Source organism: Bradyrhizobium australafricanum, assembly GCF_020329495.1.
Classification (GTDB): domain Bacteria; phylum Pseudomonadota; class Alphaproteobacteria; order Rhizobiales; family Xanthobacteraceae; genus Bradyrhizobium; species Bradyrhizobium australafricanum.
Map to the genome: position 1 here is coordinate 18662 of NZ_JAGKJL010000011.1, position 21757 is coordinate 40418.

Annotated in this window: 20 protein-coding genes; 12 read left to right on the forward strand and 8 right to left on the reverse strand. The window is 65.4% G+C overall.

The window, feature by feature from the left end; all coding sequences use genetic code 11:
- The first annotated feature begins 290 nt into the window (after nt 1–290).
- Nucleotides 291–1628, forward strand: coding sequence for an MFS transporter (locus tag J6525_RS12150; RefSeq protein WP_092077925.1), 1338 nt, complete (start codon nt 291–293; stop codon nt 1626–1628).
- A gap of 45 nt (nt 1629–1673) precedes the next feature.
- Here J6525_RS12150 and J6525_RS12155 read toward each other — a convergent pair whose 3' ends face one another.
- Complete coding sequence (locus J6525_RS12155) at nt 1674–2633, reverse strand: LysR family transcriptional regulator (RefSeq protein WP_225644638.1); 960 nt, start codon at nt 2631–2633, stop codon at nt 1674–1676.
- A gap of 139 nt (nt 2634–2772) precedes the next feature.
- Between J6525_RS12155 and J6525_RS12160 the strand changes: the two genes are divergently transcribed.
- Nucleotides 2773–3753: a Bug family tripartite tricarboxylate transporter substrate binding protein gene (locus tag J6525_RS12160; RefSeq protein ID WP_225644640.1), complete on the forward strand. Its 981-nt coding sequence runs from the start codon at nt 2773–2775 to the stop codon at nt 3751–3753.
- A 9-nt stretch (nt 3754–3762) separates the two neighbouring features.
- On the opposite strand, the gene J6525_RS12165 is transcribed toward J6525_RS12160, so the two are convergent.
- On the reverse strand, nt 3763–6084 hold the full coding sequence (locus J6525_RS12165; protein WP_225644642.1) for a GumC family protein: 2322 nt from the start codon (nt 6082–6084) through the stop codon (nt 3763–3765).
- Between the two features lie 176 nt (nt 6085–6260).
- Between J6525_RS12165 and J6525_RS12170 the strand changes: the two genes are divergently transcribed.
- From J6525_RS12170 to J6525_RS12185, 4 genes are all read left to right on the forward strand, one after another.
- Nucleotides 6261–6872 carry a polysaccharide biosynthesis/export family protein gene (locus tag J6525_RS12170; RefSeq protein WP_225644644.1) on the forward strand — a complete coding sequence of 204 codons (612 nt, stop codon included), beginning with the start codon at nt 6261–6263 and terminating at the stop codon, nt 6870–6872.
- Between the two features lie 3 nt (nt 6873–6875).
- Entirely contained in the window at nt 6876–8015 is a 1140-nt protein-coding gene (locus J6525_RS12175) for a glycosyltransferase family 4 protein (RefSeq protein ID WP_225644646.1), read from the forward strand.
- A 115-nt stretch (nt 8016–8130) separates the two neighbouring features.
- The gene (locus J6525_RS12180; RefSeq protein WP_092077940.1) at nt 8131–9675 is read left to right on the forward strand and encodes an undecaprenyl-phosphate glucose phosphotransferase; all 1545 of its coding nucleotides are present in this window, start codon (nt 8131–8133) and stop codon (nt 9673–9675) included.
- Between the two features lie 144 nt (nt 9676–9819).
- On the forward strand, nt 9820–11088 hold the full coding sequence (locus J6525_RS12185) for an O-antigen ligase family protein (RefSeq protein WP_225644840.1): 1269 nt from the start codon (nt 9820–9822) through the stop codon (nt 11086–11088).
- On the opposite strand, the gene J6525_RS12190 is transcribed toward J6525_RS12185, so the two are convergent.
- Entirely contained in the window at nt 11060–11575 is a 516-nt protein-coding gene (locus J6525_RS12190) for a MarR family transcriptional regulator (protein ID WP_225644648.1), read from the reverse strand. The two genes, J6525_RS12185 and J6525_RS12190, sit on opposite strands and share 29 nt — an antisense overlap.
- 102 nt (nt 11576–11677) lie before the next feature.
- Between J6525_RS12190 and J6525_RS12195 the strand changes: the two genes are divergently transcribed.
- Complete coding sequence (locus tag J6525_RS12195; protein ID WP_225644650.1) at nt 11678–12877, forward strand: FAD-dependent oxidoreductase; 1200 nt, start codon at nt 11678–11680, stop codon at nt 12875–12877.
- Nucleotides 12878–13050: 173 nt separating this feature from the next.
- On the opposite strand, the gene J6525_RS12200 is transcribed toward J6525_RS12195, so the two are convergent.
- The 3 genes from J6525_RS12200 to J6525_RS12210 all read right to left on the reverse strand — a co-directional run bounded on the left by J6525_RS12200 (nt 13051) and on the right by J6525_RS12210 (nt 15956).
- The gene (locus J6525_RS12200; protein ID WP_225644652.1) at nt 13051–14226 is read right to left on the reverse strand and encodes a saccharopine dehydrogenase family protein; all 1176 of its coding nucleotides are present in this window, start codon (nt 14224–14226) and stop codon (nt 13051–13053) included.
- Nucleotides 14227–14292: 66 nt separating this feature from the next.
- Nucleotides 14293–15075 (reverse strand): DUF169 domain-containing protein, encoded by a 783-nt coding sequence (locus J6525_RS12205; RefSeq protein WP_092077950.1) that lies wholly within the window; start codon nt 15073–15075, stop codon nt 14293–14295.
- A gap of 86 nt (nt 15076–15161) precedes the next feature.
- Entirely contained in the window at nt 15162–15956 is a 795-nt protein-coding gene (locus J6525_RS12210) for a YdcF family protein (protein ID WP_225644654.1), read from the reverse strand.
- Between the two features lie 66 nt (nt 15957–16022).
- On the opposite strand from J6525_RS12210, the gene J6525_RS12215 reads away from it, so the two are divergent.
- The 4 genes from J6525_RS12215 to J6525_RS12230 all read left to right on the forward strand — a co-directional run bounded on the left by J6525_RS12215 (nt 16023) and on the right by J6525_RS12230 (nt 19930).
- The gene (locus tag J6525_RS12215; RefSeq protein ID WP_057020673.1) at nt 16023–16964 is read left to right on the forward strand and encodes an acetamidase/formamidase family protein; all 942 of its coding nucleotides are present in this window, start codon (nt 16023–16025) and stop codon (nt 16962–16964) included.
- 191 nt (nt 16965–17155) lie between these two features.
- Entirely contained in the window at nt 17156–18982 is a 1827-nt protein-coding gene (locus J6525_RS12220) for an AMP-binding protein (RefSeq protein ID WP_225644656.1), read from the forward strand.
- Between the two features lie 172 nt (nt 18983–19154).
- Nucleotides 19155–19355 carry a hypothetical protein gene (locus J6525_RS12225; protein WP_016844973.1) on the forward strand — a complete coding sequence of 67 codons (201 nt, stop codon included), beginning with the start codon at nt 19155–19157 and terminating at the stop codon, nt 19353–19355.
- Nucleotides 19356–19462: 107 nt separating this feature from the next.
- Nucleotides 19463–19930 carry a GcrA family cell cycle regulator gene (locus J6525_RS12230; protein ID WP_225644842.1) on the forward strand — a complete coding sequence of 156 codons (468 nt, stop codon included), beginning with the start codon at nt 19463–19465 and terminating at the stop codon, nt 19928–19930.
- 42 nt (nt 19931–19972) lie between these two features.
- On the opposite strand, the gene J6525_RS12235 is transcribed toward J6525_RS12230, so the two are convergent.
- Nucleotides 19973–20935 carry an SDR family oxidoreductase gene (locus tag J6525_RS12235; protein WP_225644658.1) on the reverse strand — a complete coding sequence of 321 codons (963 nt, stop codon included), beginning with the start codon at nt 20933–20935 and terminating at the stop codon, nt 19973–19975.
- A 229-nt stretch (nt 20936–21164) separates the two neighbouring features.
- On the opposite strand from J6525_RS12235, the gene J6525_RS12240 reads away from it, so the two are divergent.
- Nucleotides 21165–21302: a hypothetical protein gene (locus tag J6525_RS12240; RefSeq protein WP_225644660.1), complete on the forward strand. Its 138-nt coding sequence runs from the start codon at nt 21165–21167 to the stop codon at nt 21300–21302.
- 184 nt (nt 21303–21486) lie between these two features.
- Here J6525_RS12240 and J6525_RS12245 read toward each other — a convergent pair whose 3' ends face one another.
- Nucleotides 21487–21666 carry a hypothetical protein gene (locus J6525_RS12245; RefSeq protein ID WP_050999539.1) on the reverse strand — a complete coding sequence of 60 codons (180 nt, stop codon included), beginning with the start codon at nt 21664–21666 and terminating at the stop codon, nt 21487–21489.
- Nucleotides 21667–21757: the final 91 nt, after the last annotated feature.

A 21757-nucleotide genomic window follows, 5' to 3' on the forward strand; every position in this document is an offset into this window, starting at 1 on the left:
TCCGCTCCGACTAAACCGGAACGGGGCTCCAGATTCTGCTTTGAGGCGTTTTCTTGACGCGAGCCGGCAGCCGCTTCGCCGGAAAACGCTCCAGGGTTCCCGCGTTTATACCGCGGTGCATCATGACAGTTTCGCCGTGGCTCCATTCCCAAATGCCATTAGTCACGCGGCAGTCGATTACACAACAATGAAGAAGACTTGCAAGAGCAACGCGACGAACCGCTGCGGGTGCGCCAGGTGCCGCCCCGAACAGCGCAGTGATCGTCTGCCGAATCGAAAAACAGGAAGGGATGGGAACGATGAGCGACGATGTCGAGAAGCGCGCGATCGGAAAGATGATGCGGCGGCTGATTCCGTTCCTCATCCTGTGTTACTTCGTGGCCTATCTCGATCGCGTCAATGTCGGCTTCGCCAAGCTGCATATGAACGCGGCGCTCGGCCTCAGCGAGGCCGCCTACGGGCTCGGCGCCGGCCTGTTCTTCATCGGCTACTTCTTCTTCGAGGTGCCCTCCAACATCCTGCTGGAGCGGTTCGGTGCGCGGCGTTGGATCGCCCGCATCATGATCAGCTGGGGCATCGTCTCGGCCGCATTTGCCTTCATCCCGCAGATGTCCGCGGCGAGCGGCCTGTCGAGCGAATGGATCTTCTACTTCCTGCGCCTCCTGCTCGGCGCCTGCGAAGCCGGCTTCTTCCCGGGCATCATCTTCTACCTGACGCTCTGGTTCCCGTCGGTGTACCGCGCGCGCGTCATCAGCCTGTTCATGCTCGCGATCCCGATCTCGAGCATCATCGGGGCGCCGATCTCGGGATTGCTGCTCAACCTGTCGGGCGCCGGCCTGACCGGATGGCAGTGGCTGTTCATTTGCGAGGCATTGCCGTCGGTCCTGGTCGGCTTCGCTGTCCTGACCTTCCTGCCGGACTTTCCGCGCCAGGCAAGCTGGCTGCAGCCGGACGAGGTCAAGTGGATCCAGACCACGCTTGAGCGCGAGCGGCAGCAAACCGAGGCCGTGGAGCATATTTCCGTCCTGCAGTCGCTCACCGACTCGCGGGTCCTTGCCTGCGCCTTCGTGTATTTCTGCCTCAACGCGGCAAGCTACGGCGTCGCATTCTTCCTGCCCACCATCATCAAGGCGTTTGGCGTCACCGACACCCAGACCGGCTTGATCGCGGCCCTGCCCTTCGTGTTCGGCGCGGTCGGCATGGTGCTGCTCGGCCGCCACTCCGACAAGACCGGCGAGCGGCGATACCATGTCGCCGGCGCGCTGACGCTCGCCGCCGTCGGTATCGGCCTTGCCGGACTGGTATCGAATCCGGTGCTGATCGTCGCCCTGCTCTGCCTTGCGCAGATCGGCGTGTCGGCGGTGCCGCCGATGTTCTGGCCGATGCCGGCCGGCATTCTGACCGGCGCCTCGGCGGCGGCAGGCATTGCCGCGATCAACTCGCTCGGCAACCTGTCAGGCTTCGCCGGCCCATTCGCCGTCGGCTATCTGAAGGACCTGACCGGCAGCTTTACGGCAGGGCTGCTGCTGCTCGCCGTGATGGGACTGATCGGCGCGCTGGTCACGATCAGGCTGCGGATCGATCCGGTGCTCGAGCGAACCGCGCGCGCGCCGATGATGGCGCACTAGACATCGGGCGCCTGCACCGGAAGGGAACGGCGCCTGTAATACCCGTCACCTGCCGGCGGCCGCCTTGCTTGCGGCCGCCTTGGCGACCTCGCGGATACAGGCGATGAAGATCTCGGCGGTCGGACCCAAGGTGCGGCCTTTCAACGTGACGATCGCAGCCGAGACGGCGGCCGCCCGCGGAAGCTGAACCGGAAGCACCTTCAGGCCGAGATCGCCGCCGGCAAACCGCGCGACCGAGCCCGGCAGCACGGTGATGAAGCGGCCGGTCGCGGCGAGCCGGCAGCACAAATGAAGCGACAGCGTCGTGATCGGCGCGCTTGGTGTCTGCATTCCGAATTCGCGAAACATCTCCGCCACCGCGGCGCCCGGAAACGTGTCCGGCGGAGGCAACACCCAGCGCTCGTGTGCGAGGTCGGCCAATTCGAGCCTGGATGCGCGCGCCCATTTGCTTCGCCTACCCGCGACCACGACGCGCCGATCATCGAGCAAGGGCTCGACCGCCAAGTCCGTCTCGTCAAACGGCGTCGGCGTCCATCCAAGCAACAGATCGATGTTACGTTCGCGCAGTTCGCGGTAGCGTAGATCGCTGAGAACGGTCTGCGCGATATTGATGCGGATGCCGGGATGCTGCCGCGTGAAGCGGTCGATCGCCACCGGAAGCAAGCCCGCTGCGATGCTCTCCGTGCTGCCGATGCGCAACTCTCCGATGCTCGGATCGGCCAGAAACTCGAGCTCCTGCAAGCCTTGGGTAAGCTCGTCGAAGATCGAGACCCCGCGTCGCACCAGAGCATGGCCATAGGCCGTCAGTTCGATGCCGTTACGGCAACGATCGAACAGCCGAAGGCCGAGCACTTGCTCCATGTCGCTGACCGCCCGCGATATCGCCGGCTGCGACACCGCGAGCTCCGCGGCAGCCTTCGCCATGCTGCCGCGCTGCGCGATGACGAGCAGGATGTGCAGGTCGCGCAGCTTGATCCGGCGTCGGGCACGCTCGATGTCCTGCATCAGCGATTCTTACCAAAACGGTTATGGACGCCTCAGACACTAGCATTGGACGTTTATCCCCGCCTCACGCATCCTCCGCGTGCGATGACGCAGATCGTCGCGCCCCGGACGGCGCGGCTCCACGACCATGGAGGCATGCATGTTGACCCGTCGCGACGTCCTGAGCGCGTCAGCGGCCGGTGCCGCACTCGCCGCCGCGGGTCTGGTCCGGCCAGTCGGCGCGCAGCCCCGCCTGAAGACCGCCCATATCCTGACCGGCTACACGCCCGGATTGCCGGACGCCGTAGCAAGGCTGGTTGCCGGGCAGATGAAGGATTATGCCGATTCCATCGTCGTTGAGACCCGGCCCGGCGCGAGCGGCCGGATTGCGATCGAGGCGGTGAAGAACGCCGAGGCCGATGGATCGGTCATGCTGCTCGCGCCGCTTGGGTTCATCGCGCTGTTTCCACACACCTACAAGTCGCTCGCATACGCACCGCAGGACTTCACGCCGGTATCGACCGTCGGCTCATTCGCGACGCTGCTGGCGGTCGGCCCGAAAGTCCCGAACGACGTCAGGAGCCTCGCCGACTTCGTCGCCTGGTGCCGCGCCAACCCGAGACAGGCGACCTACGGCACGCCGGGCGTCGGCACCACGCTGCATTTCATCGGTGCGATGCTCGGCCGAACCGCGGGCTTCGACTATCTCCACGTGCCCTATCAAGGCAGAGGGGCGGTCCAGGATCTCCTGAAGGGCGAGATCGCGTCGGCCGTGATGCCGATCGACAGCCTGCTGGGCCAGGTCCAGTCCGGACAGCTTCGCGCTCTGGCGACGACCGGTCCCAGCCGTCTCAAATCTCTCCCCAATGTGCCGACGGTGGCGGAAGCCGGTTACCCCGGGCTTCAGGACGTGACCTGGTTCGGCATCTTCCTGCCGGCAAAGACGCCCGCGGCAATCGTCGCGCAACTCAACAGCGCGATCCAGGCGTCGTTGCGCACCAACGAGGTCAAGTCCGGCATGGCCAAACTGTCGGTCGACGTCGACGCAATCGCGATGAATGACTTTGCGCAACTGCTCGCCACCGAATCCGATCGCTGGAAAGGGATCGTGCGGGCGACCGGATTTACCCCGACGGGCTGACGGTGGCGCTCAGGCGGCCACCACCCGCGGGCCCCCTACGACCACTTCCGACGCCGTGCACGGCTTGCTCAGCATCGTCACTTCGGCAAAGCCGACCGCCTTGAGTTGCTCGACCATCGAGCGGCGGGCATCCTGCGCCATGGCGGCGTCCGGCACGACGACCGCCTGCGCCTTCGCGGTCAGCAATTCGGCCGGCAGGTCGACGGCCGAACCGGCGTCGAGCAGCACGTGGTCGTAGACCCTGAGCAGCGCGTCGATCGCAAGGGCGAGCCGCGGCGATTGCAGATGCGAGCGATCGAAGCCCGGACGCCCGGCGCTGACGATCTGAACACGCGACTGCCGATCCTTGGTGATGATCTGCGCGAAGGTCGCCTCGCCCTGCATCAGCTCGGCAAGGCCGGGCGCCGCCGGATCGACGGTCGCCGACGTCAGTACCGGCGAGGACGCGACGAGATCGACGACGACGACCTTGACCTGGCGCGCCATCAGACGCGCCAGCGTCAGGGCGGTCAGCGTAACGCTCTCAGCCGCGGCCGGGCCGAGCACGGTGACCTTGTGGGCGGCGGGACCGGCGGCGACGAGGCGCTGGGCGAGCTCATCGATCTCGTCAACCGTCTGGGCGGCCGCAGGCTGCGGCTCATAGGCAGCCACAGGCTCCAGCGGCAGTTCGGGCTCCACCGCCAGCCTCGGCGCGACCGGCGATGCGAGCGCGGGTTCAGGCGACAGCGCCGGCGCGGGCTGGTCCACGGTTGCGGCATCCATGACCGGCTCGCGGCGCCTGATCACGGCAGCCGCCGGCGCGAAGGCGCGGCCAACCGCACCGGGCGCGGAGATGCGCAGCAGCTCGCCGGTGATGATGATGCCGGACGACAGCAGCAGCGTCGCCAGCGTCGCGATCAGCACGATCGGCAGCTTCTTCGGATAGGCCGGCGTATTCGAAACCGAGGCGCGCGAGATGATGCGACCGTCGGTCGGCGCGGCCTCGATGTTCTCGCGCGCCGTCGCCTCGCGATACTTGGCGAGATATGCCTCCAGCAGGTCGCGCTGCGCCTTGGCTTCGCGCTCCAGCCCGCGCAGTTGCACGTCCTGGCTATTGCTCGACGATGCCTGCTTCTTCGACTGGTCAAGGCTCGCCTGCAGCGCCATGACACGGCCATCGGCGACGCGGGCGTCATTGTCCAGCGAGCGCGAAACCTTGCCGGCTTCCTCGCGCAATTGCCGGTCGAGATCGGCGATCTGCGCCTTCAATTCCTTGATGCGCGGATGGTTGTCGAGCAGCGTCGACGACTGCTCGGCAAGCTGCGCGCGCAGCGTGCCGCGCTGTTCGGCGAGCCGGCGGATCAGCTCGGAATTGAGCACTTCCGACGCCTCGATCGGCTTGCCGCCCTGAAGCATCTCCCGGATCAGCCGCGCCTTGGTCTCGGCATCCGCCTTCAGCGCGCGGGCATTGTTGAGCTGCGTGTTCAGCTCACCCATCTGCTGGTTCGACAGCGGGATGTTGTTGGTGCCGACGAACAGGCTCGACTTCGAGCGGAATTCCTCGACGCGCGAATCCGCGTCCGCGACCTTGGTGCGCAGCTTGTCGATCTCGCCGAGCAGCCATGTGCTGGCGGATTTGGCCTGGTCCTGTCGCGCGGCCTGCTGCAACACGAGATAACCGTCCGCGATCGAGTTGGCGACGCGCGCCGCAAGCTCGGGATCTTCCGACTGGAACTCGATCACCATGACGCGCGACTTGTCGACCGCAAAAGCCTGGAAGCGCTCGTAATAGGAATCAAGCACCCGCTCTTCCGGCGTCAGGCTGAACGGATCACGGCCGATGCCGAACAGCGCCAGCAGCGACTTCAACGGCGAAAAGCCCCTCAGCACCGGATCGAACTCCGGACGCTCGGCCAGCTTGTTCTTCTTGATGATGTCGCGCGCGAGATCGCGCGACAGCAACAGCTGCACCTGACTCGTCACCGCCTCGGCGTCGAGCGAGGTGCGCTCCAGGTCGCGCTCGCCGTTCGGACGCAGGAAGGCGTTCTCGCGATTGTCGATCAGAATTCGCGCTTCCGACTTGTAGCGCGGCGTCACGACATTGACCGCGGCAAGCGACAACGCGAACACCAGCACGGTCGGCCCGATGATCCAGCCGCGCTTGCGCGCCAGCGCGCGGCCGAGCACGTGCAGGTCGAGATCGGCCGCCTCCGCCGGACGCGCCGGCTTGTCAGGAGCCGATATCGGCGCAGCCGGCTTCACGACGGCCTCGTCGGCAACGGGCGCAGACTTCGGCAACGCCCGTTGCACGACGGCCTCATCCTTGCCTCTACGCCAGAATGCAAAACGCATAACGAACTCCCGCGGACGCCGCGACTCCACCTCAATGGCGGCGATTACAGTCCATTAAGGTTGCCGCTGGGTTAATCGGCGGGGTTGACGGACATGGCTGCTACCACCCGCCCCGTCATTCTTTGTTAACCATGAGTGCCGTTAATCGGGGCCGATCTTGTCGCGGGATTCCTCACATGCGCGATCTGCGCGCTCCCCTTGTTTGTCTGGTCGCTGCGCTCGCTCTGTCGGGCTGCATGGGCCGGTCGTCGCCGGTCGCTGGCGACCCAGGCCTCGATTCGATGGCGTATGCTACCCCGGTGGCCTATGCCGAGCCCGCGCCGACGCTCGGCGGCTATAATCTCGGCCCCGGCGACAAGCTCCGCGTCGTGGTCTACGGCCAGGAAGGCCTGACCAATTCCTACGCGATCGACGCCGCGGGCGCGATCACCATGCCGCTGATTGGCTCGGTGCCGGCACGCGGCCGCACGCCGGCCGGGCTTGCCGGCGAAATCTCGGCACGGCTGCGCAACGGATTTATCCGCGAGCCTTCGGTGGCGGTCGAGATCGAGGCCTACCGGCCGTTCTTCATCCTCGGCGAGGTCCAGGCCCCCGGCCAGTATCCCTATGTGCCCAACATGACGGTCGAAAGCGCGGTCGCGATCGCCGGCGGCTTCTCGCCGCGCGCCAGGCGCGACGAGGTCACCCTCACCCACACCGATGCATCGGGCGCGGGCCGCTTCGTCGCTCCGCTGGGCACGCCGATCGGCCCGGGTGACACCGTGTTCGTCGGCGAGCGCTGGTTCTGATCGATGGCGCAGGATCAAACCCAGCAACCGCCGCTCCGCATCCTGCATGTCGTCCGTGCCCCGGTCGGCGGCATCATTCGTCATATCCTCGACGTCGCCAACGGCCAGATCGAACGCGGCCACCATGTCGGCATCGTCGCCGACAGCCTGACCGGCGGCGCGCGGGCCGACGCGGCGCTTGCCGAGATCGAGCCCCGGCTCAAGCTCGGCGTCCACCGCGTCGCGATCCGCCGTGAGCCGCGCTTCGCCGACTTCATGGTCTGGGCCCACATCGCCGGCCTGATCCGCAAGCTGAAACCCGATGTCGTCCACGGGCATGGCGCCAAGGCCGGCGCCTATGTCCGGCTGCGGCGGCGGTCGAGCAAGGTGATCCGGGTCTACACGCCGCATGGCGGCTCGCTGCACTACCCGCTCGACACCTGGAAGGGCCGCTTCTACAGCCAGCTCGAGCGCACCCTGATGAACAGCACCGACCTGTTCCTGTTCGAGAGCGCGTTTGCCCGCGACACCTATCAGCGCACCGTCGGCAAGCCGGCAGGCCTCGTGCGCTGCGTGTTCAACGGCGTCACCGCGGAGGAATTCGAACCGGTCCCCGGCGCCGACGATGCCACCGACGTGGCCTATGTCGGCGAGTTCCGGCGCATCAAGGGCGCCGATCTCCTGATCGACGCGGTGGCGAAGCTGCGCGCCGAGGGCAAGCCGGTGACGTTGACGCTCGGCGGTGACGGCGAGGAATTCGAGCGCCTCAAGGAGCAGGTGAAGCGGCTGTCGCTCGGCGAGGCCGTCCGCTTCATCGGTCACGTCAAGGCGCGCTATGGCTTTTCGAAGGGCAGCCTGCTCGTGGTGCCCTCGCGCGGCGATTCGATGCCCTATGTAGTGATCGAGGCGGGCGCGGCCGGCGTTCCGATGATCGCCGCCGATGTCGGCGGCATCCCGGAGATCTTCGATACCCAGACCGACGCCCTGTTCGCGCCGAGCAATGCCGGAGCGATGGCCGACGCGATCAAGGCCGCGCTCGACGATCCCGCCGCGACCGCGGCACGCGCCGAGAGACTGCGCGAGCGGATTTCGGAACATTTCTCGCAAAGCGCGATGGTCGAGGGTGTACTGGCCGGCTATCGCGACGCATTTGCCAAACGTTAACCACTTCTTGCACACGTAACCGTTTCTTCCGATTTGTCCCCTTAAGTCACGTCCGGGGGAATTTTCGTGCTGCGCGCGGATGCCCATCTGCATGCGCAGGAATGGACGTGGACTCGTGGAACCGTTTAACGCACGCTCGATGCTGGATGCCGCTGCGTCTGCGACGGCCGCTCAGCCGCAGATCGAACGGCGCCGGCGCCTCTCGCCGGCCGCGCTCGCCGTTACCAACCAGAAGGTTCGCGGCGCTTACTCGCCGGTCGTGATCGCCGGCGTGGTTCGCCTCGCCGACTTCGTGCTGCTCAGCCTGGTCGGCGTCGGGCTCTATCTCGCCTATGTCAGGCCGCTCGCCGGCGGCAGCATTCACTGGGGATATATCGCATCGATCCTCGGCATGTCGGCTGCCGCCGTGGTCTGCTTCCAGGCCGCCGATATCTACCAGGTGCAGATCTTCCGCGGCCAGCTTCGCCAGATGACACGCATGATCTCGTCATGGGCCGTCGTGTTCCTGCTGTTCATCGGCATCTCCTTCCTGGTCAAGCTCGGTGGCGAGGTCTCGCGGGTCTGGCTGTCGTCGTTCTTCTGCGTCGGCCTTGCGGTGCTGATCGCCGAACGGCTGCTGCTGCGATCGATGGTGCGCGCCTGGGCGCATGACGGCCGGCTCGACCGCCGCACCATCATCGTCGGAGCAGACCACAATGGCGAGCAGCTGATCGAGGCGCTGAACGCCGAGGATGATTCCGACATCCATCTGCTCGGCGTGTTCGACGACCGCAATGACGATCGCGCCACTAATACCTGCGCCGGCTCACCGAAACTCGGCAAGATTGATGACATCGTCGAATTCGCCCGCCGCACCCGCGTCGACCTCGTGCTGTTCGCGCTGCCGATCTCGGCGGAGACCCGCATCCTGGAAATGCTGAAGAAGCTGTGGGTGCTGCCGGTCGACATCCGCCTGTCGGCCCATACCAACAAGCTGCGCTTCCACCCCCGTTCCTATTCCTATATCGGCAAGGTGCCGACGCTCGATATGTTCGAGGCGCCGATCACCGACTGGGATCTGGTGCTGAAATGGCTGTTCGACCGCGTGGTCGGCGGTCTGGCCTTGCTTGCGGCGCTGCCAGTGTTGGGATTGGTGGCGCTCGCGGTGAAACTCGACAGCCCCGGCCCGGTGCTGTTCCGCCAGAAGCGCTTCGGCTTCAACAACGAGCGGATCGACGTCTACAAATTCCGCTCGCTCTACCACCACCAGGCCGACCCCACCGCTTCCAAGGTGGTGACCAAGAACGATCCACGCGTGACCCGCGTCGGCCGCTTCATCCGCAAGACCTCGCTCGACGAATTGCCGCAACTGTTCAACGTCGTGCTGAAGGGCAATCTCTCGCTGGTCGGCCCGCGCCCGCACGCCGTGCAGAGCAAGCTGGAGAACCGCCTGTTCGACGAGGCAGTCGACGGCTACTTCGCCCGCCACCGCGTCAAGCCCGGCATCACCGGCTGGGCGCAGATCAACGGCTGGCGCGGCGAGGTCGACACCGACGAGAAGATCCAGAAGCGCGTCGAATACGACCTCTATTACATCGAGAACTGGTCGGTGCTGTTCGACCTCTACATCCTGCTCAAGACCCCGTTCTCGCTGCTGACGAAAAGCGAGAACGCGTACTGAAGGTTGAGACTTACTGACGTCGTTGCGAGCGCAGCGAAGCAATCCATATCGCGGCTCGGGGATAGATGGATTGCTTCCTCGCTTCGCTCCTCGCAATGACGAAGCAATGTGTTGAGTGCTTGTACCAAGTTGCGTGAGTATCCGATGGCCTATGCGGCGACAGTCGGGACGTCCCATTCGCTGACATCAGCACCAACGGGCGTGCTGGCGCTGCAGCGGGCGCTGGTGTGGCTGGCCGGCGCGTCCGGCGCCATCGTGTTCATCGAGCCGAGCCCGTATGAGCTCGTCACGCTGACTGCCTGCGTGCTGTTCTTCGCCACGGGCCTGCGCATGCGGCTCGTGTTCATGCCGCTGCTGTTCACATTGATCGTGCTCAATGTCGGCTACAGCATCGGTGCGGTGCCGTTCCTCGACAAGCCGGAGGTGGTGAACTGGATCCTGACCTCCTGGTACATGGCCATCACCGTCATCTTCTTCGCGATGGTGATGTCGGAGGATACCGAAGCCCGCCTCGACATGCTGCGCCGCGGCCTGATCGTCGGCGCGATGATCGCTTCGCTCGCCGGCATCGCCGGCTACTTCCGTCTGGTGCCCGGCGGCTACGACCTGCTGACGCTGTATGACCGCGCCCGCGGAACCTTCAAGGACCCGAACGTGCTCGGCGCCTTCCTGATCCTGCCGGCGCTGTTCACGCTGCAGAGCGTCGTCTCCGACCGCTTCGGCAAGGCATTCCGCAACGCCATCGCCTTCGGCATCATTTCGCTTGCGATCCTGCTGTCGTTCTCCCGCGCCGCCTGGGGCGGCCTCGTCATCACCGCGGCCTTCATGCTGGCGCTGATGGTGTTCACCAGCCGCTCGCAGGCGCAGCGCTCGCGCATCATCGTGATGACCCTGATCGCCGCGATCCTGGCCGTGGCGCTGATCGCGGTGCTGCTCTCGATCGGCTCGGTCGCCGACATGTTCAAGCAGCGCGCGAGCTTCGACCAGAGCTATGACGAAGGCCGCTTCGGCCGGTTCGGCCGCCACATCCTCGGCGCCCAGATGGCGCTGGAGCTGCCGTTCGGCATCGGGCCGCTGCAATTCCACACCTACTTCCCCGAGGACACCCACAATTCCTATCTCAACGCCTTCATGTCGGGCGGCTGGATCTCGGGGATCTGCTATCCGGCGCTGGTGTTCGTCACCGCGATCATCGGCTTCCGCTACATCTACATGCGGGTGCCGTGGCAGCGCGGCTATCTCGCGGTCTTCTCGGCGTTCCTCGGCTTCGTCGGCGAGAGCTTCATCATCGATACCGACCACTGGCGGCACTTCTGGATGATGCTGGGCACGATGTGGGGCATGTATGCGGCAGCCGAGCACTACCGCGCGACGTCGGCACGGATCATCGACGAGTCTTCGGCGGCATCTTGAGACTGGCGCGCTGCTCCGGCGGCATGTCGATCACCGCCTTCAATGCTCCGGTCGCTTCCAGCACGCCCTTGTAGCCGTCATTGGCGAAACGCAGCAGCAAGCGCAGTTCGTCGTCGGTGTAGCTGCTCCACAGCTTGAGCATCGCCTCCTGCATCGGCACGTAGAACTTGCCGATCTCCGCCGCTTTTTCCTCCACCACCGAGATGAAGACCTTGCGGCGGTCGCTCTCGTCCCGCTCGCGGCGCACGTAACCCGCTTTCTCCAGACGATCGACCACGCCGGTGATCGCGCCGGTGGTCAGCCCGGTGACCTCGGCGAGGCGCCCCGCGGTCACCCGCCCCTCGAGGTGCAGGATGTCCATGCATTCCATGTCGGAATTGGAAATTCCGGCCATGTTTGCAACGGCTTGGCCATACATCACGCCCTGCGCGGATGACCGGCGCATTGCCTCCTCGAGTTCCTGCATCAGCGCTTGGCGCGACGTCATGCTTGACAAATCGGTTCCTATATCTTACTCGCCTAATATCTTATACACTAAGATAATTAGAAACTGACCTTTCCTATCCCACACGGATGCATGGAGCAAGGCATGACCTCACGTCCCCGTAAAGCTCTGATCATCGGCGCCGGCATCGCAGGTCCTGTCACCGCGATGTTCCTGACCCGCGCCGGAATCGAGACCGAGCTCTATGAAGCCTGGCCCTACTCCACCGGGATCGGCGGCGGGTTGCAGATCGCGCCGAACGGCATGCATGTGCTGGCCGAGCTCGGCCTCGCCGACGAGTTGATCCGCAACGGCTCGATCGCGGAGTCCTTCGACTTCTATTCGCAGGGCGGCAAGAGGCTCGGCTCGCTCAATCAGAATATGCAGCAACGCTTCGGCCAGCCCGCCGTGAACATGTGCCGCGCCACGTTGAACGAGACGCTGATCGACAAGGCCTGGGCCTCCAACGTGTCGGTGTTCTTCGAGAAGAAACTGGTGAAGATCGAAGACCGCGGCGACCAGCCCGTGATCGCCTATTTCAACGACGGCACCACCGCCGAGGGTGATTTCGTGATCGGCGCCGACGGCGTGCACTCTGCGGTGCGGCGCCACGTGATCCCTGACGGCCCGGCGCCGTTCGACACCGGGCTGATCGGCTTCGGCGGATTCGTGCCCCGCGCGGTGATCGAGAAGCTGCCGATCGGCCGGAGGGTGGCGACCACGTTCGGGCAAAGCGGCTTCTTCGGCTATGGGATGTGCAGCCCCGATCCGGACACGGGCGCGATGTGGTGGAGCACGCAGCCGTCGCACGGCATGACCGCGGCGGCCTACCGCCTGCGGAGCCAGGACGCAATCAGGCAGCATCTGCGCGATTTCCACGCCGGCTGGCACGCGCCGATCCCCGAGATCATCGAAGCCGCCCAGAATATCGTGGTGACCGACACGCTCGACGTCGCGACGCTGCCGACCTGGTCGCGCAAGCGCACGCTATTGATCGGCGACGCCGCGCACGCGACGAGCCCGCATGCCGGCCAAGGCGCATCGCTGGCGCTGGAGGACGCGCTGCGGCTCGGCATCCTGATGCGCGACGGCCAGGAGCTCGGCATGACGTTCCAGGCCTTCGAGCACGAGCGGCGCCCGCGCGCCGAGAAGATCGTGGCGATCGCCCGCCGCAACGGCAACAGCAAGCGCGAGTTCAGCCCGACCGGCGCCTGGCTGCGCGATCATATCCTGAAGCTGCTGCTGCCGGTGTCGTCCAAGGGCATGGACTTCATGTACGCGTATAATCCGCGCGCGGCCGCGTAGCGCCTCTCCCCGTCCTTCACGGGGTCGAGACGAGCGAAGCTCGCTCTTAGAGGGTTGGGGTGAGGGGCTCTCTCCACGAGCAATGCGATCGGACGGACCTGTACCCCCTCACCCGGATCGCATCTGACGATGCGATCCGACCTCTCCCCGCAAGCGGGGCGAGGTAAGCGAAGTTACTTCTCGACCTCGAACGTCAGTCCGGCGTGATCGACCAGGCGCTTGATCAGCTTGTGCTGCATCGCGGCTCCCGGCGTCCAGAAGCCGGCGGCGACGTCGGGTGTATCGCGCAGCAGGCAGATCGCGCATTCCGAGATCATCTTCGAGGTCGAGCCGTAGCCGGGATCGCGATCGCCCTTGATGCCGGCGCGGACCATGCGGCCGTCAGGCGCGACCGCGAGATAAAGCAGATCGTAGCGGCCGTTCTCGCGCTCCTCCTTTGACGGCCCCTCGCCCGGCTTCGGCGCGCTTGGGCCGGTCTTCTCGGAATTCAACGCCATCACCTTCTTGGCGTTGGCCTCGCCCTTCTCGCCCGGGCCGGTCAGGACCATCTCGTCGTAGACGAAGTCCTGTCCGTAGGGAAAGCCCATCAGCATGTTGGAGCGGTGCACGTTGCGCGTGTTGATCAGCGCCATCATGAACGGCGCGGTCCAGGAGTGCAGATCCTCGTCGTAGCCCGGCTTGCTGCCGCGCGGCTGCTTCGGACCCTCGAAGCCCGGCGTCAGCGCGAACGGGTTGTTGAGGATCGCAACCAGGCTGAGGTCCTTGGCGACCGCATCGAAGGTCGCCTTGGCGCTCGCCGCGGTGCCGCCGGACAGCGTGCCGCGCATGTCGCGCACGCGGCCCTTGATGCGCGGCGCCGGCGCGCCGAACACGCGCCTCGCTTCCTCCTGCACGAAGAACGCGCCCAGTTCGAACGGCACCGAGTCGAAACCGCAGGAGAACACGATGCGCGCGCCGCTGGCCTTCGCGGCGGCTTCGTATTTGTCGATCATCTGCCGCATCCAGATCGGCTCGCCGCAGAGATCGAAATAGTCGGTGCCGCTTTCCACGCAGGCCGCGATCAGCTCGTTGCCATAGAGCTGATACGGTCCGACCGTCGAGATGACAGACCTGGTTTGCGCAAGCATCGCCTTCAGCGAGGCGGCATCGCCGGCATCGGCGACGATCAGCGGCGTGTCGGCGGGCGCGCCGATCGCGTCGCGAACCGAGGCGAGCTTGTCCTTGCTGCGCCCGGCCATCGCCCATTTCAGGCTGCCGACGCGATAATGCGCCGCGAGATATTCGGCGACGAGCTGGCCGGTGAAGCCGGTCGCACCGTAGACGACGATGTCGAGTTTCGACGAGGACATGGATCAGGCTCCCTGCGCAGCGAATTGGGCGCCCTTTTGTCATCGCGGGCGCGGCGACGCAATCGGCTATTTCTTGTACGAGACGCCCATGCCGGCGCGCACGTCGGCCTGGATGCCGTAGGGCGCGATCGGGTAGCGCAAACCGTTCTTGGCGAGCTGCTTCATGCCGGCGATCGCCTTCACCAGATAGGCCGGCGGCAGTGCCATCAGCATCTCCTCGTCCGGCACGCCGCCATAGCGGCGCTCGGCGAAGCACGGCAGCGACAGGCTCGGCTCGCCGGTCTTCAGCGCCCGCCCCCACGAATCCGCGCAGGCGGTCTCGCCGACCACGCCCCATTCGAACTTCTTGTAGCCGGTGTACTGCAGCCCGTTGATCAGGATGATCATCTGGCCCGGCGTCGCATAGACCAGGCAGATGTCGGGCGGGTTGAGCCGCCCGCTGGTCAGCGGGCTGACCGCCATCGCCTGGTACTGACCGTACGGCACCACGTCGAGCGCCTCCTGGCGCTTGCGCGCGTCTTCGGCAGTGCCGTGCCAGACGCCGACATAGTTCTCGCCGGCAAGCCATTTCTCATCCTGCGGCGCGAGCCCGATCACGGCGCGGCATTGCGCGCCGACCAGATCGTCGCCGGTGATGCCGACGGTCCAGCCGAGCCGCGAGGCCATGCTGACGATCTGGTCCGTGGTGTGGACCGCCGACGGACGGCGGATTTTCGGGATCGCCTCCATCTCCTCGGCGCGCGCGAACATCTTGATGCCGATCACCGTGGTCTTCAGCCGCAGCAGATTGTTCAGATCGGTGACGATCGCGCCGAGGTCGAACTGTTCCGGCGGTGTCTGCTGTTGCATGGCGTGAACTCCCGTGATCGGCGGCTTGGCGCCGCCTGTTGCGTCGATGTTAGGATTGGCCGTTGGAGGCGACAAGTGCCTACGCCTCAGCGCGCGGCCGGCCCCGGCAGCAAATCATCGGTTCGGCCGGCCAGGTGATAGGCCAGAAGCCCGATCCACTCGCGTGTGCCGAGATCGGTGCGCGACAGGCCCTCGATCGCAAGCGTCGCGAAGCTGAAGACATTGCCGACGCGCCAGTCGACCGGATAGGCCTCGACGTTGAATCCCGCCTTGCGGAACAGCCCGACCGAGCGCGGCATATGGTAGGCCGAGGTGACGAGCAGCCAGCGCTCGCCCGGCTTGGGATCGACCAGTGCCCTGGAGAACTCGGCGTTCTCCACCGTGTTGCGGGAGCGGCGCTCGATGATCAATCGCGACCTGGCAATGCCGAGCCCCTCGAACATCTCGGCGGCATAGTCGGCTTCGCGCGCATCGTTCGAGATCAGGTTCGCGCTGCCGCCGGTGAACACGAGGCGTGCATTCGGATATCTGCGCGCGAGCGTCGCCGCCGCGATGACGCGATCGGCCGCGCTGCGCACCACCGGCGTGCCATGCGCAACCGACAGATCGGCATCGATCGAGCCGCCGAGCACGATGATGCCGTCCGGCGCGCCGCGCGAGGCATCCCATGGCGGGAAGCGCTGCTCCAATGTGGAGATCAGGACATTGCCGAGCGGCGAGAAGCCGCAGATCGCGAGCAGCAGCAGCGCGGCCACCATCAACCTGCGGCCGAGGCGCGCAAACCGCGTCAACAGCAGCACGGTGCCGATCACGCCGATACCGATCAGGAAGTTGATCGGCAACAGCATGATGCCGAGCGTCTTGGAGAGCACAAAAAACAAGAGAAGCCCCTGCGAAGTTCTGCTACAGCGTCATACGCTGCTGGGAAACTAATCAAAAGCCGTCACATGACCCATCATCATCTGAAGTCGAGCCCTGAAACCTGCCATTGGGGCTTCTTTGAAGCCAAGCTGAAACCGGTTCTGACCGTTGCGAGCGGCGACGAGATCACGATCGAGACTGTCAGCGGCGGCCCGGACGTGGTGCCCGACCGCGGCAAATTCTTCGTTCCGCCGGAGCTCGACGAGATCCATGCGAAGTGCGAGCGGATGGTACCCGGACACATTCTGACCGGCCCGATCGCGGTTGCCGGCGCCGAACCCGGCGACGTGCTTGAGGTCGATATTCTCGACGTTCAGCTGCGACAGGACTGGGGCTACAATCTGATCAAGCCATTGTCCGGCACCCTGCCCGACGATTTCCACGAAACACGCGTCCTCAACATCCCGCTCGATCGCGGGCGCATGGTCGGCCGCATGCCCTGGGGGCTCGATCTGCCGCTCAAGCCGTTCTTCGGCGTGATGGGCGTGTCACCGCCGCCGGCATGGGGCCGCATCTCCTCGCTGATCCCGCGCGCGATGGGCGGCAATCTCGACAACAAGGAGCTCGGCGCCGGCGCCAAGCTCTATCTGCCGGTGTTCGTTCCGGGCGCGCTGTTCTCCTGCGGCGACGGCCATGGCGTGCAGGGCGACGGCGAGGTCTGCGTCACCGCGATCGAGACCGCGCTGACCGGCCGCTTCCGCCTCACACTGCGCAAGGATATCAAGCTCGCCTATCCGCGCGCAGAGACCGCGGATCATTACATGACCATGGCGATGGATCCCGATCTCGACCAGTGCGTGGTGCGGGCGCTGCGCGACATGATCGTGCTGCTCGGCGAGAAGCGCAATCTGTCGCGTGAGGACGCCTACACGCTGTGCAGCCTGGCTGCCGACCTGCGCGTGACGCAGACGGTCAACGGCTCCAAGGGCATCCACTGCATGATCGCCAAATCCGTGGTCCACGGCTGAGATCGTCATTCCGGGATGGTCCGAAGGACCAGACCCGGAATCTCGAGACTCCCCGGTGCGCAATTCGCGCACCTGGGGTTCGGCTCGGCGAGCCGCCCCGGAATGACTGAGTGCTATGGCCGCACTTGTGTTCCGCGAGCACGGCTCGATACAATCCCCGTCCCAACGAACAAGAATGGACGGGGACGGATATGCTGAAGGACAGGCTTTCGCGGGCCGACGAGGCTGCGCGCGACAGGGAGATGCAGGAGACGCTCGCCGCCTGCCCGCGCATCCTCGACCTCATTGCCCGCGGCCCGCAGGGCGCACCGGACGCTGAAGCCGCGATCTATCTGCGCTCGCCGCTCGATCCCAACCCGGTCGTGATCTCGAACGATCATTTGATGGGCTGCATCAAGGCCGCTGAGACCTATTTTCGTAAGCTCGGCATCGGCAAGGACGATGCGGTGGCTGTCCTGCTCCCGGCGTGCCCCGCGACCGTTGTCGCGATCTTCGGCGCTGCCGCCTGCGGTGTCGCCGAGCCGCTCAATTTGCTGTTCACGCGCGAAGCGATCGTCGCCCAGCTCAATGCGATCAACGCAAAGCTGTTGCTGGCGCCGCCGCCGGGCATGCCGGGCGGGCTCTATGAGCGGGTCGAGGGCCTGCAGCGCGAGGTGCCGTCCCTGAAGCGCATCGTGATCGTGCCGCTCGACGGCAGCATCGCCTTCGACGGCGAGGTGCTGCAGCCTGATCCCGCCTGGCGCGACGACTACGGCAAGTCCAAGGACATGAGCGAGGCCGACCGCGTCGCCGTGATGCTGCCGACCGGCGGCACCACCGGCCATCCCAAAGTGGCGCGGCTCACCAATCGCGCGATGGTCGCCTCCACCGTATCCTCGCGGATGGCGCTCGATTTCCATCGCGGCGAGCGCGCGATGATCACGATGCCGCTGTTCCATGTCGGCGGCCTGTTCTGCACCACCGCCAATTCCCTGGCGGCCGGCACGACGATGGTCATCCCCGGCCCCGCCGGCGCGCGCGATCCGGCGCTGGTCCGGCACTTCTGGCAGATCATCGAGAAGTACCGCATCAACATCGCCGGCAACGTGCCGACGATACTCGGCGCCCTCGCCGATATCCCGGTCGCGGACAGCGACATCTCGACCCTGCGCGTCACTGCCACCGGCGCCTCGATCTGCCCGCCGGAGATCGAGCGGCGTTATCTTGCGACCTGGGGCGGCCCCTGCATCCAGCAGCTCTACGGCATGACCGAGCTCGCCGGTGCCATCACTCACGATGTGCACGGTGTGAAGCCGCGCGCCGAGAGCGTCGGCACCCGCAATCCGCTGGTCGAACTCGCGATCCTCGACGGCGGCAAGCTCCACACGGGACCGTGGCCTTCGCCGGTCGGCGAACTGCTGACCAGGGGCCCGCAGGTGTTCGCCGGCTATGTCGACAAGAAGCAGACCGAGGAGGCGTTCCGCGACGGCTGGCTGCGCACCGGCGACATCTGCCGGATCGATGCTGACGGCTTCGTCTACATCATGGGCCGCGCCAAGGATGTCATCATTCGCGGCGGCCACAACATCGATCCGCGCGCGATCGAGGACGCCGCGCTGGCGTTTCCGGGCGTGGCGCTTGCCGCGGCCGTCGGACGTCCCGACACCTACGCCGGCGAAGTGCCGATGCTGTTCGTCTCGGCGCAGCCCGGTACCCATATCGATCCGAACGCGCTTGCCGCCTTCGTGCAGGACAACATCCTGGAGCCGCCGGCGCGCCCGCGTGTGGTGTCGGTGATTCCGGAGATGCCGGTGACTCCGGTCGGCAAGATCTTCAAGCCGAAGCTGCGCGAGATCGCCGCCGGCGAGGCCGCGCGCGAGCTGCTGGCGCTGGAAGGATTGTCCGGCGAGGTCAGTGTCGACGCGATCACCGATCCGTCCCGCGGGCTGTACCTGAGCGTGAGCGCGCCTCCGGACAAGGCCGAGAAGGCTGAGCGGCTTCTCAAGAAGTTCCCGGTCAAGGTCGAGTTACGGCCCTAACACGTTCATCTATCTTAATAATTCGATGCGCCCGCGCGCTGGAACTCGCTTCCAGCGCGCTTGGGGCGGCTGGCTGCTGCTTGCCGCCCACGGCTTGACGAACTGCCTCATTCCTAAATAGACTCTAAATAGATACTTTTCAGTACAGGCGTTCGGGGTTAAGCGTTTCACCATGGCTACGGAAAAGGCCGAAACCGACCGCGTCCCGGTCACGCTGGCGCTCTCGACCATCGGATACCTCGAGAAGCTGGTGCGACAGGGCACCCACGGCACGAGCGTCCCGGGCGTCGCACGGACATTGATCGAGGAAGGCATTCGGCTCGCCATCAAGGACGGGTTGCTTGCAATCCGCGACAACGGCCGCACGCCCTGAGAGCATGATCCGGAAATGTGGAAACCGGTTTTCCGAACAGATCATGCTCAAGAACTAAGGGCGCGTGTGCCGGCGCGGCGGTTCAACACAGAACGTGGAACCGTCAGATGATTGCCATCCAAGAGACCTGGACGCCGGAGCGCGTCGACCAACTCAAGATCTACTTTGAAGCCGGCCTCTCCTGCCGCGACATCGCCGTCAATATCGGCGTCAGCCGCAATGCGGTGATCGGCAAGCTGTCGCGGCTGAACCTCACACGCACGACGCCGGACGAACGCCGGGCGCGGCGCAAGAAATCCGCCGCCCACGCCGCGCAACGGGCGACCGCGAAACAGCAGCTCCGGTTGCTCCAGGCGGTCTACGAACAAGAGGCCAACGACGCACCGATCGTCAGCGCCAACAGCTGCTCGCTGTTCGAACTGAGCGAGCAGCGCTGCCGCTGGCCGATCAGCACCCCAGGTGCCGATGATTTCTGCTTCTGCGGCAACACACCGCTCGGCGGCATGCCCTATTGCTCAGGACATTACCGCCTCGCCTATCAAGCGGGATCGCGCCAACGCGCGATGCGCGGATAGCGCTTGAGTGAAGCCGTCCCGCACGCGATGCGGGACGGCCGTTCAGCCGACCTTCCAGCCGGTCGCCGCTACGATGTTCTGGTAGAACTCCGGCGTGTAGGCCTGTTCCGGCGTCTTGCGCACGCACTCGTCGAGCAGATGCGCATCGTCGCCGACCAGGATGCGCCAGCGCTCGGCCTTCACGCCGTCGAGGATGATGCTGGCGGCGGCCGCCGCCGAGGTCGGCGCCTCGTCGTGGAAGATGCGGGCACGATCGAGCGCGAGCTGCTGGATGTCGGCGTCCGACATCTTGGCGACGTCGATGCCCTGCCCCTGCAGACGCTGACGGGCCTGCTTGAGCTCGTCGGCGTTGAGCTGGTCGGAGCCGTTCTGGACCTTGCGCGAGTTCGACACGATCGAGGTGCCGATGTGACCGGGCATCACGACCGAGCACTTCACATGCGGCGCGTTGAGCCGAAGATCGTTGATCATCGCCTCGGTGAATCCCTTCACGGCAAATTTCGCGGCGCTGTAGGCGGTGTGCGACACGCCCATGCCGACCGAGGCCCAGAAACCGTTGACGCTCGAGGTGTTGACGATGTGCGCCTCGTCGGCCTTCACCAACAGCGGCAGGAAGGTGCGGACGCCGAGATAGACGCCGCCCCAGCAGATGTTGAAGGTGCGCTCCCACTGCTCGCGCGTGTTGGAGAACAGGCTGCCGCCACCACCGATGCCGGCGTTGTTGAACAGCAGGTGGATCTTGTCGGTCGCCTGCTGCTCGATCAGCTCATCCCGGAAGCGCTTGTAGTGATCCTCGATCGAGACGTCGGCAACGTGTGTCGTGATGCGCAGGCCCTGCGGCAGCTTCTCGACCTCGCAGAGCCGCTTGGTCTCGGCCATCGCCTCGGCCGAGACGTCGCACATCGCGACGTTGCAGCCCTCGGCAACGAGCTGCCGTGCCAGCTCGCGCCCCATGCCCGTGCCGCCACCGGTGATGACGGCAATCTTTCCGGCGAAATCCTTCATGTGAGATCCGTTCCTTCCCTTATTTTTTTCTTGCCCTGTTCTTCTTTGTCCGGCCGGAGCGCGGATCGCAGCCCCAACCGCTTGGCTGAGGCACCTTACATCACCGAATTGTCGCCCAGCAACGGCGCCTTCTCACGCGCAAGTGAGCCGCTTGCAGCAGGTTGAGACGGTGGCCGCGTAACGAAATCATTCCGCGTTGCGAACAATCCGACATCGACAATTGGAGACGATGATCGTGCACATCCTGAACAGATTGGTCGCGACAACGCTGATGGCGATCGCGGCCGGAATTTCCACCGCGGCCGCTGCCGCCGAGGTAACACCAGCGAAGCAGCGCGACAGCACCTGCACAGATGAACTACGTTGATCGCAATCCGCGCACAGCGCAGCGCGCGGCGTGGCACAGCGTGCGATCGTCATGGGCGAAGCTCTGACAATGTTGCGATCACGTCGTCCGAACTCGAACACTTGTTTGCGAAGCGCGTGAGCCTCACGCGATGATCTCGCGCATCCTGGCCGCAGGCCACGCCGCGTCATGACGCGGCCCCGCGCTATTCGGCTGTCTCGATGCGCACGGATGCGCGCCGCCGCAGGACGCCTGCACCCGCGCTCAGGGCCAGCTTGAGCAGGCCGCGCCACGAGAAATCGATGATCACCTCATGGTGCCGCAATCCCTTGCCGCCCTTCACCAGCCCGAGATCCCGGATCAGGCAATAGTGGCCGCTACTCATGCGCGCCAGGCGGCTGTTCTTGAAGGGTCCCATCAATGGCGAGAATGCACTGCGGATCGATTCCGTCAAATCTTGACGGCATCGAATCGGC

Bases quoted from the DNA above. Each gene is read 5' to 3' on its own strand.
- J6525_RS12165 (WP_225644642.1), bottom strand. From the start codon at position 6,084: ATGCGTTTTGCATTCTGGCGTAGAGGCAAGGATGAGGCCGTCGTGCAA.
- J6525_RS12150 (WP_092077925.1), top strand. From the start codon at position 291: ATGGGAACGATGAGCGACGATGTCGAGAAGCGCGCGATCGGAAAGATG.
- J6525_RS12225 (WP_016844973.1), top strand. From the start codon at position 19,155: ATGGCTACGGAAAAGGCCGAAACCGACCGCGTCCCGGTCACGCTGGCG.
- J6525_RS12190 (WP_225644648.1), bottom strand. From the start codon at position 11,575: ATGACGTCGCGCCAAGCGCTGATGCAGGAACTCGAGGAGGCAATGCGC.
- J6525_RS12160 (WP_225644640.1), top strand. From the start codon at position 2,773: ATGTTGACCCGTCGCGACGTCCTGAGCGCGTCAGCGGCCGGTGCCGCA.
- J6525_RS12230 (WP_225644842.1), top strand. From the start codon at position 19,463: ATGATTGCCATCCAAGAGACCTGGACGCCGGAGCGCGTCGACCAACTC.
- J6525_RS12185 (WP_225644840.1), top strand. From the start codon at position 9,820: ATGGCCTATGCGGCGACAGTCGGGACGTCCCATTCGCTGACATCAGCA.
- J6525_RS12205 (WP_092077950.1), bottom strand. From the start codon at position 15,075: ATGCAACAGCAGACACCGCCGGAACAGTTCGACCTCGGCGCGATCGTC.
- J6525_RS12175 (WP_225644646.1), top strand. From the start codon at position 6,876: ATGGCGCAGGATCAAACCCAGCAACCGCCGCTCCGCATCCTGCATGTC.
- J6525_RS12235 (WP_225644658.1), bottom strand. From the start codon at position 20,935: ATGAAGGATTTCGCCGGAAAGATTGCCGTCATCACCGGTGGCGGCACG.
- J6525_RS12170 (WP_225644644.1), top strand. From the start codon at position 6,261: ATGCGCGATCTGCGCGCTCCCCTTGTTTGTCTGGTCGCTGCGCTCGCT.
- J6525_RS12220 (WP_225644656.1), top strand. From the start codon at position 17,156: ATGCTGAAGGACAGGCTTTCGCGGGCCGACGAGGCTGCGCGCGACAGG.
- J6525_RS12240 (WP_225644660.1), top strand. From the start codon at position 21,165: ATGATCGTGCACATCCTGAACAGATTGGTCGCGACAACGCTGATGGCG.
- J6525_RS12195 (WP_225644650.1), top strand. From the start codon at position 11,678: ATGACCTCACGTCCCCGTAAAGCTCTGATCATCGGCGCCGGCATCGCA.
- J6525_RS12245 (WP_050999539.1), bottom strand. From the start codon at position 21,666: ATGAGTAGCGGCCACTATTGCCTGATCCGGGATCTCGGGCTGGTGAAG.
- J6525_RS12155 (WP_225644638.1), bottom strand. From the start codon at position 2,633: ATGCAGGACATCGAGCGTGCCCGACGCCGGATCAAGCTGCGCGACCTG.
- J6525_RS12200 (WP_225644652.1), bottom strand. From the start codon at position 14,226: ATGTCCTCGTCGAAACTCGACATCGTCGTCTACGGTGCGACCGGCTTC.
- J6525_RS12215 (WP_057020673.1), top strand. From the start codon at position 16,023: ATGACCCATCATCATCTGAAGTCGAGCCCTGAAACCTGCCATTGGGGC.